Here is a 12,813-nt window from a genome sequence, read left to right as displayed (position 1 = left end):
AAGCGCACACCGCTACGTCGTTCAGCAGCGTCTCAAGCGCCCCGGCGCGTGGTGGACGCCCGACAACGCCGAGGCCATGCTGGCGCTGCGCCTCGTGCGCGCAAACGGCCAGTGGTCAGCGTACTGGCGCAGCGATCTCAAGCAAGTCGCATGACAATGTAAGCGGCCACATCAGTTTTGCTCGCACCCACACCAACCCGCGCTGCTTGGCATCCAGCAGGATGCCGAGTGTTCCAGTCAGAGGGATACCCAGGACCTCGGCATGCCGCCGCGCCAGCCCGTCATCGAGGATCACGACGGAATCGGCGCATTCCAAGGCGAGCAGCAGAACGGCTGTCTCTCCGGGACCGAGATCCGCAACCAAACGGATGGCCCGTTCGCTCGACGGGGTCCGCATGCCTACCCACGGCAAAGTCTCCGGCACGGGCACATCGACCCCGCGGCGCCGACCTTCGGCAAGCTCGACCGCGACCGCGGTGGGCACGATGATCTGCCCGGTCAGCTGAGGCAGCAGATCGAGCTGCCCGATCTGGTACAGATATTGGAGCGGCGACGTGTTGCAGACGATCTCAGGCAAGGGATGTCTGACGCTCCAGCTCGTCTTCGGTCAGGTTGAAGGTGTCCACGCCGTAGTCGGCGAGCTTGCTCAGGAACAACACCCTCGGAATGCCGGCAAGGCGGGCGGCCGCACCGGAGGACAACCGCCCGAGCTCGTAAATCTTCACGGCTGCGGCCAGCCTGATCTCGGCCGCCGCTGCCTCGTCGGACAGGTGCAGCGACAGCAGAGACTCGTCTGGCACGTCCAGGATCAGTTGGCTCATTTGATCAACTCCGCATGAAGAGGGCACAAGCGAGTACCACGTCGCCGCCAAGTTATGCCGGTAAGTGACTTGTCGCAACCAGGATACCTGAGCTGCGAGCTGCTCTTTTCCAGTCAGCGCTCCCGCGCGCCAGCAGTCCGTGCCGGGGACTTCGCCGTGCCGGGTCGGGGTCGCTCTGGCGGCTTCTTCGCGCCAACCGAGACCGCATCGGGGGAGCCCTCCCTGATCTCCTCGACCACGCGCACCAGCGGCGGAAACGCCTCGAGCCCGGCCTCCACCTCGGCACGGGTCATGTCCCGCGGCCTGCGCTCGTGCATGCGGTTGGTCAGGCTGTGCGCGTCGTCGACCTCGAGACCCAGCACCTCGGCGAGCACTCGATCGCGGGCCGGCGCCGGAGGAGTACGAGCCGCTCTGGGGCTTTCCTCGGTTTAGCCGGAGCGATCGGGATCTGTTCTTCACGCTCACGGCGCCGGAGCGCGGGGCCGGAGCGCGGGGCCGTCGAGCAGTGCCGCTCGATCCGTACCAAGATCCACCTGCTGCTGCATTTGGGCTACTTCCGAGCCCGCCAGCGCTTCTGTTGCTTCGAGCTGGCGGCGGTGCGCGACGACGCCGACGACCTGCGCCGGCGCTATTTCGACAACGTCGCCGTGGCCGATCTGGCCGTTTCGCTGCATACCCGTCAAGCGGATGGACCGCGAGGTGGTCCACCTGTACCTGCGGTGCTTCGTCCACGACCGCTACCAGCGGCTCAACGACAATCTCCTCGGCGCCTTCTGTTCCCTGGTACGACGCTACGTCGACGAGGTCGACGCAGCGACCAAGGAGGCCATCTACCCTGGAGCCCTACCCCGGGCACGGCACCCGCAGCAGACCGCATGCGGCCCGTGCCCAACATCAGAACTCCACGGCGAGCTGCGCGACGAAGCTGTTGCCGTCGTCGCCGGTGCCGCCTTCGCTCTCGCTGTAGTCGCTGTCGTTGCGGTACTCGAAGGACAGGGCGGTGTTGTCGAAGATGCCGATAGACCAGCCGATGAGCCAGCTTTCCTTGGGCAGCTCCAGGCCGACGGCCTCGTCGGTGCCCTGGTAGGCGACAGCGGCGACGGTCTCCTTGCCGAAGACGGTGAAGCCGTAGCCAAGCTCCAGATTCCAGGCGGACGGCTCGGCGCCGGCGCCCTTATAGCTCAGGCTGTCGGGGTCGAAGCTGTCGGTGGCGGACAGGTATTCACCGACGAAGCTGACCGGGCCCACGGCGACGCCGAGGTTGGCGGTCCAGCCGGCAGTGCGGTCCGTGGGGTCGGTGCTGAAGCTGTCGGCGCGTGGGTCCTCGCCCTCGATGAGCTCGGTCAGCGTTGCATCGCGGTTGTCGGCCAGCGTGTCCTGCAGGCTGTCGGAGTCGCCGAGGTTGTTGATCCAGCCGGCGCTGGCGGCGACCGCGACATCGTCCTGCTCCCAGGCGTAGCTCAGGTTCGCACCCCAGCTGCCGATGCGGTTGTCGCCGTTCAGCTTGTGATCGCCGTTGAAGCCGTAGACGCTGCCGCCGACGCCGGCGTACTCGAAGCCGAGCAGCGCCGCGGTCTCGCGGGTCTCGCCGATCTCCAGCGTCAGGGGATCTGACACCAGGTTCGTGTCATAGACGCCGAAGGGCACATAGATCTGACCGCCGGTGAAGAACACCGGCGCCACGTCCGGGTTGTAGACGGTGATGTAGGCTGTGTCGACTTCCAGGTCGGTGTCGTCTTCCTCGTAGAGCAGCGAGCCGCCCACTTCCACCCAGTTGCCGATCTGCGACAGGATGCCGAGCTCGAAGGTGGCGAGCACGAGGTCGGACTCCGACGGCGCATCGAAGGGCTCGAAGTAGCCGGCCTCCACCTCCACCAGGCCGGCGATCTCGATGTTCTCGAACCAGCCGCCGCCGGTGCGCTGCTTGTCGGCGAGCTCCTCTTCCAGCTCCTTGACGCGCTCCGGGGCGCCTTGGATGCGCTCGTCCTGTGCGGCGAGCTGCTCGCGCATGCGCTGGTTCTCGCGCTCCAGGGCCTCGACGCGCTGGTCCAGGCTCTGTGCTTGCACGGCGGGTGCAGCGCCGGCCAATACGAGGGCAACGGCGCCCGCGACAGAATGGATCTGCATGCTGGAATCTCCTTGCTGGTGGAATCACCGCGGGGCGCGGCACCAGCGTATGATAAACACAAAAAAGGTATGATCACGCTCGTCTCAGCGACGGCGTCGCAGGTATTCGACGGGGCCGCAGCCGGCGCGCAGGCGCGCCGGCGCGGTCGGTGCGCGCTGCCCGGGCTCAGAGCTCGGCGGCGTGGATCCAGAGCACGGCGTCCTGGGACAGCTCCTTGCCCTCGTACTCCTTGTCGGGGCCGGCGCCCAGGCAGGCGAAGCCCCAGGTGCCGGGGCGCGGGATGCCGAAGGTGAACAGGCCGTTCTCGTCGGTGATGGTGGCGATAGCGGTGGGCGGGACCGGTCCCTTGGTCTCCTTGCTGAAGGCGTTGCCCGCCATGTCCACGTCCGAGTTGATGTACTCGATCTCGCACTCGACGCCGGCCGCCGGCTCTCCGTCGGAGAGGAGCTGTCCGGTGAAGGTGCCGCCGACGAAGGTCTGGTAGGGCTTGTCCATGGGCACGATTTCCGTCGGCAGGCCGATGGGCTCGTTCCAGCCGGTGGGCATGGCGCCCTTGTTGAGGACGGTCTTGGTGATTTGCTGGATGTAGATGTCCTCCGCGCCTTCCATGTACGGCGCCGGGGTCAGCGCAAAGATGTAGTCGCCGTTGCGGCGGACCTTGTAGCTCGCGGTGTAGGCGTCCGAGGGCTCGCCGGTGGCGCCCGCCCACTGAACGGTCTCCAGGCTACCTTTCAGGTCCGTCTTCTCGCCCTTGAAGACGACGAAGAATGCCTCCGGCTCGCCCATGTCCATGGTGTTGGTGTTCTCCATCGGATGGCCGAACACCAGCGCCAGCGGGATGTCGCCCGGCTTCTCCAGCACGACGTCCGGCGTGTACAGGAGCTGGAAGTGGGCCTGGGCAGCACCGGACAAGGTGGTTGCCGCCGCCGCGGCGATGAGTGCGGAATTTTTCATGGAGTCTGTCTCCGTAGCTGCTGGGAGATGATGGCGGTCTGGGTGAGCCGCGTTGTGTCGATCACCGTTCCTGCCCAGCTAGCGGCGGCTGGCGGGGCCGAGTGCGGTTGGTGGGAGCGGGTTGGGCCACTGCAGGCATTGCGGCGGCCACCTGCACATGCCGCGCTGCAATGCGCCCGCGGGCTCACTCCACGATGTCCTTGCCGTGGATCTCGATGTCGTGTCCGGGGCCGGCGTCGAAGACCACGGTGTAGTCGCCGCTCGGCTTATCGAACTCGAATTCGCTGTATTCGCTGAGCTCACCTTCGATGACGGGGTTGCCGTTGCCGTCGACAACGCGGATGGCGACGCCGGCGGCGGAGGAGCCGTCCGAGAAGCCGCCCTCGCAGAGCACGGTGCCGTCGCCCATGTCGTAGCAGGAGCACAAGGGCGTGTGGGCCGACACTGCCGTGCTCAGGGTGAGCCCAGCGGCCGTCAGCACGCCGGCGCACAGGCCGACGGCGGTGGGAAGGGCATTGCGGCGGGGATATCGCAAGGCAGGTCTCCGGTTGGCGGGGTTGTCAATGTGCGACGTGCCGGCGGCGAGCCGATGCACGGCGCGGCGATTATGGCCCTGCATAATACAAGGCCATTATCTGAATGTAAATAGCAATAATTCGCAGTAGCACTTGTATTGCCGCCGGGTTATCCTGCATCGCGTTGATGAAGTGCTGCCCGGCCGTCGAGCACCGCCGGACAGCGCTACCCCACTCTGATCCCCCGACCTCGTCCCGCATAGGCCGTCTTCATGTCCAAGCCAGACCACGGGTTTCCACGCAGTGCAGGCACTGCCCGCGGACTGCCCACGGCAGCCGCCGCGCACAGACTTACGCTTCGGCTCGAACCCAGCTCATGCTGAGCCTGAACGACATCCGCCCCGGCGGGCGCGTGCGCATCCGCCGGCATCTGTCCACCGGGGCGATACGCCAGCGCCTGCTGGATCTGGGCCTGATGCCGAACGTGATCGTCACCGTGGTGCGCAGCGCACCGCTCAACGATCCCATCGAGCTGAAGCTGGATGCGTCCAATGTCTCACTGCGGCGCACGGAGGCGCGCACCATCGAGGTCTCGCCGCTGGAGGCCGAGACCGCGGAGTCCGACCATGCCTGACCCCATCTCCCCCGCGCGTGCGCAGCGCCAGGGCGTACTGGTGGCGCTGGCAGGCCAGCAGAACGCGGGCAAGTCCACGCTGTTCAATGTGCTGACCGGCGCCCGCCAGCATGTGGCCAACTATCCCGGTGTCACCGTCGACAAGAAGCACGGCCAGTACAGCGACGACCTGGGCACCGTCTACACCGTGGACCTGCCCGGCACCTACAGCCTGACGTCCTTCTCGCTGGAAGAGCGCGTCGCACGGGAGTTCCTGCTCGGGGATCGACCGGACGTGACCGTGAACGTCGCAGATGCGTCGAACCTGCGCCGCTCCCTGCACCTGACTCTGCAGCTGCTGGAGCTGGAGCTACCGTTGGTGCTGGCACTGAACATGATGGACGTGGCCGCGAGCCAGGGCATCCAGGTGGACAAGGACCTGCTTGCCCGGCGACTGGGGCTGCCCGTGGTGACCACCATCGGCCGCAAGGGCGAGGGGCGCGAGGGGTTGCGGCAGGCCATCCGCGGCGTCGAGGACCCGCAGACGGACATGGGCCAGCCGGACCCCGGCACCGTCGTGCGCTACAGCGCGCTGGAGCCCGCCATCGGGCAGCTCATGGCCCGCATCGCCACCGAGCCGGCGCTGGCGGACCTGCCCCGGCGCTGGCTCGCTCTGCAATTGCTGCAGGGCGATCCCGCCGCGGTGCAGCTGCTGGTGGACCGGCTCGGCGACGACGGCACCCGGGCGCTGCGGGAGACCGCCGGGCGCTTCATCGAGGCCTTCGAGACCGAGCACCGCATCGAGGTGTCGGACCATGTGGTGAGCTGCCGCGACCGCACCGTGGAGCGGCTGCTGGCGGGGGCCGTGCAGGGGGCCGGCGACGGCCGGCCCTCGCTCACGGACCGCGTCGACCGCGTCGTGCTGAACCGCTGGGCGGCGCCGTTCTTTCTGGTCGCCACGGTGTTTGCGATCTATCAGGTGTCCATCGTCTGGGGCTACGAGCTCACCAACTACACCTGGCCACTGCTGGCGAAGGGCCGGGAGGTCATCGCCGGGGTGCTGCCGAGTGCCGATTTCCTCGTCGACCCCTACACCCGCTCGCTTGGGCTCTGGCTGGTGGATTCGGCCAACACGCTGCTGAACTACGTCCCGATCTTTCTGATCCTGTTCGCGGCCATCGCCGTCATCGAAGACTCGGGCTACATGGCCCGCATTGCGTTCATCCTGGACAAGATCCTGCACCGCTTCGGGCTGCACGGGCAGAGCACGCTGCCGCTGATCCTGGGCGGCGTCTTCGCCGGCGGCTGCGCGGTTCCGGGCGTGATGGCCACCAAGGGCATCCCGGACACCCGCGCGCGCATGGCGACCATCTTCACCGTGCCCTTCATGAACTGCCTGGCCAAGGTGCCGCTCTACACGCTGTTGCTCGGCATCTTCTTCGTCGAGCACAAGTCCCTGATGATGTTCTACATCTCCACCATGACCATCGTCTTCGCGCTGCTGGTGGCCAAGCTGCTCACCAAGACGGTGCTGAGCGGGCAGGAGACCTCGCCTTTCGTCATGGAGCTGCCGCACTATCACTTGCCGACGGTCACCGGCGTGCTGCGCCGCTCGCTCGAGCGCACCTGGCAGTACATCAAGAAGGTCGGCACCGTGGTGCTGGCGGTGGCCGTGGTGGTGTTCGCGCTGCTGCACCTGCCGGGGCTGTCGGCGGAGCGCAAGGCCCACTTCGAGGCCGAGGCGCAGGCGGCGGTGGAGCGCTTCGCGGCGGCGCTCGAAGGCAACGCCTACCGCGACGTGGCGCTGGGCGAGAACCTGGTGCCGCTGATCAATTACTTCACCGACTACAAGCGCGCCAAGCTCAATGCCACAGGCAGAGCCGGCTCCGAGCGCGTCGCCGAGCGCTTCCAAGCCCGCAACGCGGACTTCTATCCGCTGGTGAAGCCGCCCAGCGGCGACCGCGATGCCCGCAAGGCCTGGCGGGAGCTGCGCAAGCTCGCCCGCGCGCGCCAGGGGCTGCGTCGGGACATGCGCGAGGAGCAGATCAGGACCTCGCTGCTCGGCAGTATCGGCCGCGGGCTGGAGCCGGTGACGCAGTTCGCGGGCTTCGACTGGAAGATCAACATCGCGCTGCTGTCGTCCTTCGCAGCTCGGGAGAGCAGTGTCGCGACCTTGGGCGTGCTCTTCCAGCAGGACGACGACCAGAACGCGAGCCTGGAGGAGCGCATGGGGGCCGAGACCCGCGCCGGCGGTGCCACGGCGCTGCTGGCGGTGTCCATGATCCTGTTCTTCGCGCTCTATCCGCCCTGTCTCGCTACCACCATCATGGTCAAGGTCCAGACCGGCTCCTATAAATGGATGCTGTTCGCCATTGTCTTCCCGACGGCGCTGGGGCTCGGCGTGGCCAGCGCAGTCTACAGCGTCGGCACGGCCTTGGGCGCCACCGGCATCGAGGCCATGTCCGCGGTGTATTGGGGCGCGGTGGCGCTGCTGCTGGTGGTCGGGCTGTTGAGTGATCGGCAGGCGAGCCGGCGGCTGCGTGAGCGCCTTGCAGAGACATGAGCGGGTGCGCCGCGAGTCATGCCCCGTGGGAGCGGCATCCCTGCCGCGACGGCCGTGCGTTCCGCCCTGGAAGACTGTCGCGGCCGGAGGCCGCTCCCACAGTCCCAACGGCGCCGTGGGAGCGGCATCCTTGCCGCGACGGCCGTGCCCTGCGCCCTGGAAGACTGTCGCGGCCAGAGGCCGCTCCCACAGTCCCATCGGCGCCGTGGGAGCGGCATCCTTGCCGCGAGGACCGTGCGGCTGCGCCCTGGAAGACCGTCGCGGCCGGAGGCCGCTCCCACAGTCCCAACGGCGTCGTGGGAGCGGCATCCTTGCCGCGACGACCTTGCGCTGTGCCCTGGAAGACCGTCGTGGCCAGAGGTCGCTCCCACAGTTCCAACGGCGCTGTGGGAGCGGCATCCTTGCCGCGACGACCCTGCGCTGCGCCCTGGAAGACCGTCGCGGCCGGAGGCCGCTTCCACAGTCCCAACGGCGCCGTGGGAGCGGCATCCTTGCCGCGACGACCCTGTGCGCGCGCCCTGGAAGACTGTCGCGGCCGGAGGCCGCTCCCACAGTTCCAGCGGCACCGTGGGAGCGGCATCCTTGCCGCGACGGCCTTGCGCTGTGCCCTGGAAGACCGTCGCGGCCGGAGGCCGCTTCCACGGTGTCGACCGCGAGCACGGCGACCGCCTAACCCATCGGCACCCCCACCCACCCATCACTGACGAGCCGATATGAGCGAAGCGGAGAACAGACCGCAGCCGAGCGAGGCCCAGCCAACTTCCGCCGCGCCGGACATCGAGACCCAACCGGCGACGAGCTGGGTGGATTGGGGCGTGGTGGCCGCCGTGCTCGCCGTGGCGCTTTGGTACCTCTACCGCAAGCTCTGGGCGCAGCGCGGCGACTGCAGCGGCTGCGCCAAGGGCAAGAGCGGCTGTGCCGTGCAGCAGGCGTCCAAGGCGGCACAGACCAAGGGCACCGTGCACGTGCCCATCGACCGTATCAAACGGGGCCCATCCTGATGCAGACCGCCGTGAGCTCTACTGCAGCACAGCCCTCTAGCGGCGCAACCCCGAGCGCCCTCGCCGCGGAGAGCACAACGGGGTCCGCATCCGCTATCGAGGTGCAGCACCTCGCCCACCGCTACGGCAGCCGGGTCATCTACGACGACCTCAACTTCACGGTGCCGGCTGAGCGCGTGGTCGCCCTGCTGGGCAAGAACGGCGTCGGCAAGACCACGCTGATCCGCCTGCTGATGGGCTATCTGAAGCCGAGCGGCGGCCAATGCCGGGTGTTGGGCGAGCCCTCCCACGCCCTGTCGCCGGCGACCCGTGCCCGCATCGGGCTGTTGTTCGAAGGCCACTTGGCCTACGACTTCATGAGCATCGCCGAGATCGAGCGCTTCTACCGGCCCTTCTTCCGGCGCTGGCGCCGGGAGCTGTTCTACGACCTGGTGGACCGGCTGGAGCTCCCCCGCGACCACAAGATCGCCCACATGTCCTGCGGCCAGCGCTCGCAGGTGGTGCTGGGGCTGATCTTCGCCCAGGACCCGGACCTGATGATCCTGGACGACTATTCCATGGGCCTGGATGCGGGCTACCGCCGGCTGTTCCTGGACTACCTCAAGCGCTACCTCGACCAGGGCGGCAAGACCGTCTTCGTCACCTCCCACGTGGTGCAGGACATGGAGGCGCTGGTGGACGAGGTGATTTTCTTAAAGCGCGGCGGCGCCGTGCTGCAGTTGCCGCTGGCGGCGTTCCGCGAGGGCTTCCGCTGCTTCGCCTTCGAGCAGGACGGCAGCGCACCGCCGCAGCCGGATGCCGTGATCGAGAACGTCGATCTGCACGGGCGCGAGCCTCTGCTCTACACCTTCGCAACGCGCGAGCAGCTCACCGAGCATCTGCGTGAGCACTGGCCGCAGGTGCAGCTCGGCGACGAGCGGGCGATGACGCTGGAAGACGCCTTCATCGGCTTGACGGGAAAATATTGAGCCATGCTTCGCGCAATCCTGCTCAAAGAATGGCTCAAGCTCCGCTGGGCGCTGCTCGGGCTCGCGCTGCTGCATGTGGGCATGCTGGCTTATCTGTTCCTGAGCCTGCGCCACCAGTTCCAGGTGGAGCACTCGGAGATGATCTGGTACTGGGCCTTCGAGCTGCGCCGCCTGCCCTATGACCAGCTCATGTTTCTGCCGGCGCTCACCGGCGCGGTCATCGCCGTCGCCCAGTTCACGCCGGAGATGATCGGCGGGCGCTTTCGGCTGTCGTTGCACCTGCCCGTGAGGGGCGATGTGCTGGTGTGGACCTGGGTGGTCTTCGGCGCCGGGCTGGGGCTTGTGCTGTCGGTGCTCGATGCCGCCGGGCTGTACGGGATCATGCGGCTGTTCTTCCCGCGGGAGGCCGCCGTCAGCGCCGTGCTCACCGCCCTGCCCTGGCTGCTCGGCGGGTGGGTCGCCTACTTCGGCACGACGCTCGCGCTGCTGGAGCCGGCCGCGCCCCGTCGGCTCGTCTATCTGGCCCTGGGACTCGCCTTTCTGGGGCTTTTGTACCTGCATCGCGGCTATCAGGAGTACGACCGCATCCTGCCGGCGCTGGCGGCGGCGTCGCTGCTGTTCATCCCGGCGGTGATCCTGCCCGCCCACCGCTACCGCCACCGCAGCTGAGCCCGCCATGACCGCCACCCTCGCCCGCTGGTCCCTGCTCGCGCTCGCCATCGCGCTGTTGGCGGTATGGCTGCCGCTGGGAAAGGACCTGCTGTTCGAATACCGCTACGGCAAGACCAACCTGTTCTACAGCCCGGTCATCGAGCGCTTCGTCTACAAGGAGCTGCTGGGCGACGGCCACCAATTCGTCTATCGCGACGAAACCGGCACCGACTACGCGCGCGAGGCCTTCGAGGCCCTGATCCCCTTCATCTATTACAAGAACATGGAGCTGTGGGGGAAGCTGCCGCTTACGCTCCAGGGCCGGCGCTTCGACAAGGCCGGCATCCAGGCGGCGCGCCAGGTGCTCCAGCTGGACCCGGAAGAGCTGCCCGAGCACCGCCCGCGCATCCAGCTCTTCCCGCTGCTGGAGTCCAATCCCGGCCGCGCACGGCTGCGCTTTCCGGAGGACATCATGCGCCCGGGTCAACGGCTCACCTTCATCAACAGCGATGCCAACCGCATCGACCCCGCGCTGACCCGCACCTTCACCGAGGCCCTGGCCGATGCCGGCTTCGCCTTTCCGGTGGCCGCCAGCTTCGGGCGAGTGTCCATCCTGAAGCCCTTCGATGCCGGCTTCTTCCTGTTGGACGCCCGGGCTGAGCTGTTTCACTTAAAGCGCGTGGATGACGCACCTGTGGTGGCGCGGGTGCCGCTGCCGCCGGATCTCGTCGTGCGCCACGTCAAGGTCGCCGAGAATAAGCGCGGCGAGTATCTGGGCCTGGTGCTGACCGAAGATCATCGGCTGTTTCTGCTGGGCCAGCAGGACTATGCCCTGACACCCCTGCCGCTGCCGGCGTACGACCCGGAGCGCATGGCGCTCAAGATCCTGTTCAATCCCCTGTATCGCACGGCGATCTATTCCGATAAGACCCATGTCCATGCCGTCGCCATGGATCAGGACTTCCGCCCCATCGACCGCTACAGCCGGGAGATGGTCATGGCCCGGACGCGCCCGGTGGACCAAGTCTGGAGCGCGCTGGTGCCCTTCAGCCTGGCACTCGAAGACCCGAACGGGCGCTACCTGCGCTTGCAGCCCCGCTTGCACGGGCAAACCGCGCTGATCGGCATCGGCCTCGCCCTGCCGCTCGCCTACTGGTGGCTGCGCCACCGCGGGCTGCGCCGCCGGGACCTGCTGCCCTCGCTGCTGCTGGTGGCCGTGACCGGGCTCTATGGCCTAATCGCCAACCTGCTGTTCCCGCCGGAGCGGGCTTCGCCGCGGCTGAGCCGGGAGGCTGCGGAGCCCCTCACCGGCGCCGCAGAGGCGGCCGCGGCGGGCGGCGACTGACCGAGGCTTCCCCATGGGCGTGCTGACCTTGTTCAAGGGCGGACGCGAGCAATCCAAGGCGCCGTCACTGCTGGTGGTGGGCGTCCACCGCGAGGAGCGCGCCTTCGGCGAGGCCGTCGCCGCCCAACTGCCCGCCGCGGACTTCGACCTGCTGCGCATCGAGCAGGGCCTCTCCGGCCGCCGCCCGGGCCCCGACGAGCTCACTGCCTACCGCCGGCGCCACCGCGCCCTGTACGCACAGATCCTCGATCACATCACACCGGCACACCGCATGGTGCTGGACCTGCACACCGGCTTCGACGAGGCCGGCCCCTGCGCGGACGTGCTCTGTGCGGACACGCGGCTGCTGCGCTGCGTCGAGCAGCAACGCATGTCGAGTCGTCACGACGCGAGCCCGGCTCCGCAGGGGGTTCGGGGCGTGCAGCTGGTGGACGCGGAGCCCGCCGTGCGCCCGGCCGTCATGGAAGGTGTCGCCGCCGGGCCGGAGCCCCGCGAGCGCTGGCCCAGCCTCAAGCCCGATATCCCCCACGCCGTCTGGTGTGCCGGGGGCTTCCTCTACGTCGGCATCGAGATCTACCTGCCGACGACTTCGCAGGACAGCGTCGTCCATGCGCGGTTCGGTGCCGCAGTGGTGAGCGCCGCCGCCGAGTGCGCACGCCGATACCTCGCCTAGCTCTCGCCGGCCGCGCCGTCGCCATGCTCCAGATCCGACATCATGTGCCGGGCAGGGTCCGCTTTCGGATCGCTTCGCGGGAGAGCGTCTCAGGCTTCAGCCGCAGCGCCGGTGGGCATCGCAGCCGAACCGATGACCTGGTGTCGATCATCCTAGAAACGGTAGTTGAACGGCCCCCAGGGTGCGTCCCGCGGGGCGTCCAGCAAGGCACAACGAGGCGGAATAGCCGACCTATTCCAACGAGTTGTAACGCAGCTGGGCGCCGCGCGGGGCGTGCCATGGGGGTCGTAGCGGCCCTCACCTAGGAGGTGAGCTTGAAATCGGTACGAACTCTCAAATTGCGCAAACACTCGTAGCTGCGACGAAGCGGTCAACTGCCGTTTCTAGGATCATGCGCCGCCAGCCGGGGGTGCGGCACGTGCGGCTCAACCCGGCCTGCGCGAGCCTGGTGCTGCACTACGACCCTGCGCGCACGACACCCGAGGGGCTGCGGCAAGCGGCGCTGGCACAGTTGATCCAACCGCGCCCGCGGGGCCTGACTGAACTCATGCGGCGCTGGCGGTTGCTGCCGGTGGCGCGCG

General features: G+C 67.9%; 13 protein-coding genes and 1 pseudogene. 8 read left to right on the top strand and 6 right to left on the bottom strand.

Annotation, left to right across the window (positions count from 1 at the left end; all coding sequences use genetic code 11):
• Positions 1 to 154: pseudogene (locus CKO31_RS06835) on the top strand (ISKra4-like element ISTvi1 family transposase); the annotation flags it as partial.
• Here CKO31_RS06835 and CKO31_RS06830 read toward each other — a convergent pair.
• The 6 genes from CKO31_RS06830 to CKO31_RS06805 all read right to left on the bottom strand — a co-directional run bounded on the left by CKO31_RS06830 (position 116) and on the right by CKO31_RS06805 (position 4,438).
• The gene (locus CKO31_RS06830; RefSeq protein WP_200235271.1) at positions 116 to 577 is read right to left on the bottom strand and encodes a PIN domain-containing protein; all 462 of its coding nucleotides are present in this window, start codon (positions 575 to 577) and stop codon (positions 116 to 118) included. The pseudogene CKO31_RS06835 and the gene CKO31_RS06830 sit on opposite strands and share 39 nt — an antisense overlap.
• Positions 570 to 821: a UPF0175 family protein gene (locus tag CKO31_RS06825; RefSeq protein ID WP_200235269.1), complete on the bottom strand. Its 252-nt coding sequence runs from the start codon at positions 819 to 821 to the stop codon at positions 570 to 572. The genes CKO31_RS06830 and CKO31_RS06825 overlap by 8 nt, the downstream gene beginning before the upstream one ends.
• A gap of 113 nt (positions 822 to 934) precedes the next feature.
• A complete protein-coding gene (locus CKO31_RS06820; protein ID WP_200235267.1) occupies positions 935 to 1,195 on the bottom strand; it encodes a hypothetical protein in 261 nt (86 codons plus the stop codon).
• A 520-nt stretch (positions 1,196 to 1,715) separates the two neighbouring features.
• Positions 1,716 to 2,948, bottom strand: a complete 1,233-nt coding sequence (locus tag CKO31_RS06815) for an LbtU family siderophore porin (protein ID WP_200235265.1) — start codon at positions 2,946 to 2,948, stop codon at positions 1,716 to 1,718.
• A gap of 166 nt (positions 2,949 to 3,114) precedes the next feature.
• Positions 3,115 to 3,903: a DUF4198 domain-containing protein gene (locus CKO31_RS06810; protein ID WP_200235264.1), complete on the bottom strand. Its 789-nt coding sequence runs from the start codon at positions 3,901 to 3,903 to the stop codon at positions 3,115 to 3,117.
• Positions 3,904 to 4,087: 184 nt separating this feature from the next.
• Positions 4,088 to 4,438, bottom strand: a complete 351-nt coding sequence (locus CKO31_RS06805) for a hypothetical protein (protein WP_306341715.1) — start codon at positions 4,436 to 4,438, stop codon at positions 4,088 to 4,090.
• A 356-nt stretch (positions 4,439 to 4,794) separates the two neighbouring features.
• Between CKO31_RS06805 and CKO31_RS06800 the strand changes: the two genes are divergently transcribed.
• From CKO31_RS06800 to CKO31_RS06770, 7 genes are all read left to right on the top strand, one after another.
• Complete coding sequence (locus CKO31_RS06800; protein WP_200235262.1) at positions 4,795 to 5,052, top strand: FeoA family protein; 258 nt, start codon at positions 4,795 to 4,797, stop codon at positions 5,050 to 5,052.
• A complete protein-coding gene (feoB, locus tag CKO31_RS06795; protein WP_200235260.1) occupies positions 5,045 to 7,594 on the top strand; it encodes a ferrous iron transport protein B in 2,550 nt (849 codons plus the stop codon). The genes CKO31_RS06800 and feoB overlap by 8 nt, the downstream gene beginning before the upstream one ends.
• Positions 7,595 to 8,307: 713 nt before the next feature.
• Positions 8,308 to 8,595, top strand: a complete 288-nt coding sequence (locus CKO31_RS06790) for a hypothetical protein (RefSeq protein WP_200235258.1) — start codon at positions 8,308 to 8,310, stop codon at positions 8,593 to 8,595.
• An 11-nt stretch (positions 8,596 to 8,606) separates the two neighbouring features.
• Positions 8,607 to 9,563, top strand: coding sequence for an ABC transporter ATP-binding protein (locus tag CKO31_RS06785; protein WP_322789104.1), 957 nt, complete (start codon positions 8,607 to 8,609; stop codon positions 9,561 to 9,563).
• 3 nt (positions 9,564 to 9,566) lie between these two features.
• Entirely contained in the window at positions 9,567 to 10,232 is a 666-nt protein-coding gene (locus tag CKO31_RS06780) for a hypothetical protein (protein ID WP_200235255.1), read from the top strand.
• A 7-nt stretch (positions 10,233 to 10,239) separates the two neighbouring features.
• Positions 10,240 to 11,559: a DUF4857 domain-containing protein gene (locus CKO31_RS06775; protein WP_200235254.1), complete on the top strand. Its 1,320-nt coding sequence runs from the start codon at positions 10,240 to 10,242 to the stop codon at positions 11,557 to 11,559.
• Positions 11,560 to 11,572: 13 nt separating this feature from the next.
• The gene (locus tag CKO31_RS06770; protein ID WP_200235252.1) at positions 11,573 to 12,232 is read left to right on the top strand and encodes a hypothetical protein; all 660 of its coding nucleotides are present in this window, start codon (positions 11,573 to 11,575) and stop codon (positions 12,230 to 12,232) included.
• The last annotated feature ends 581 nt before the right edge of the window (positions 12,233 to 12,813 follow it).

The organism is Thiohalocapsa halophila (genome assembly GCF_016583825.1).
Lineage (GTDB): Bacteria > Pseudomonadota > Gammaproteobacteria > Chromatiales > Chromatiaceae > Thiohalocapsa > Thiohalocapsa halophila.
Note: the sequence above shows the minus strand (reverse complement) of the source record. Positions and strands in the feature narration are given on the sequence as shown.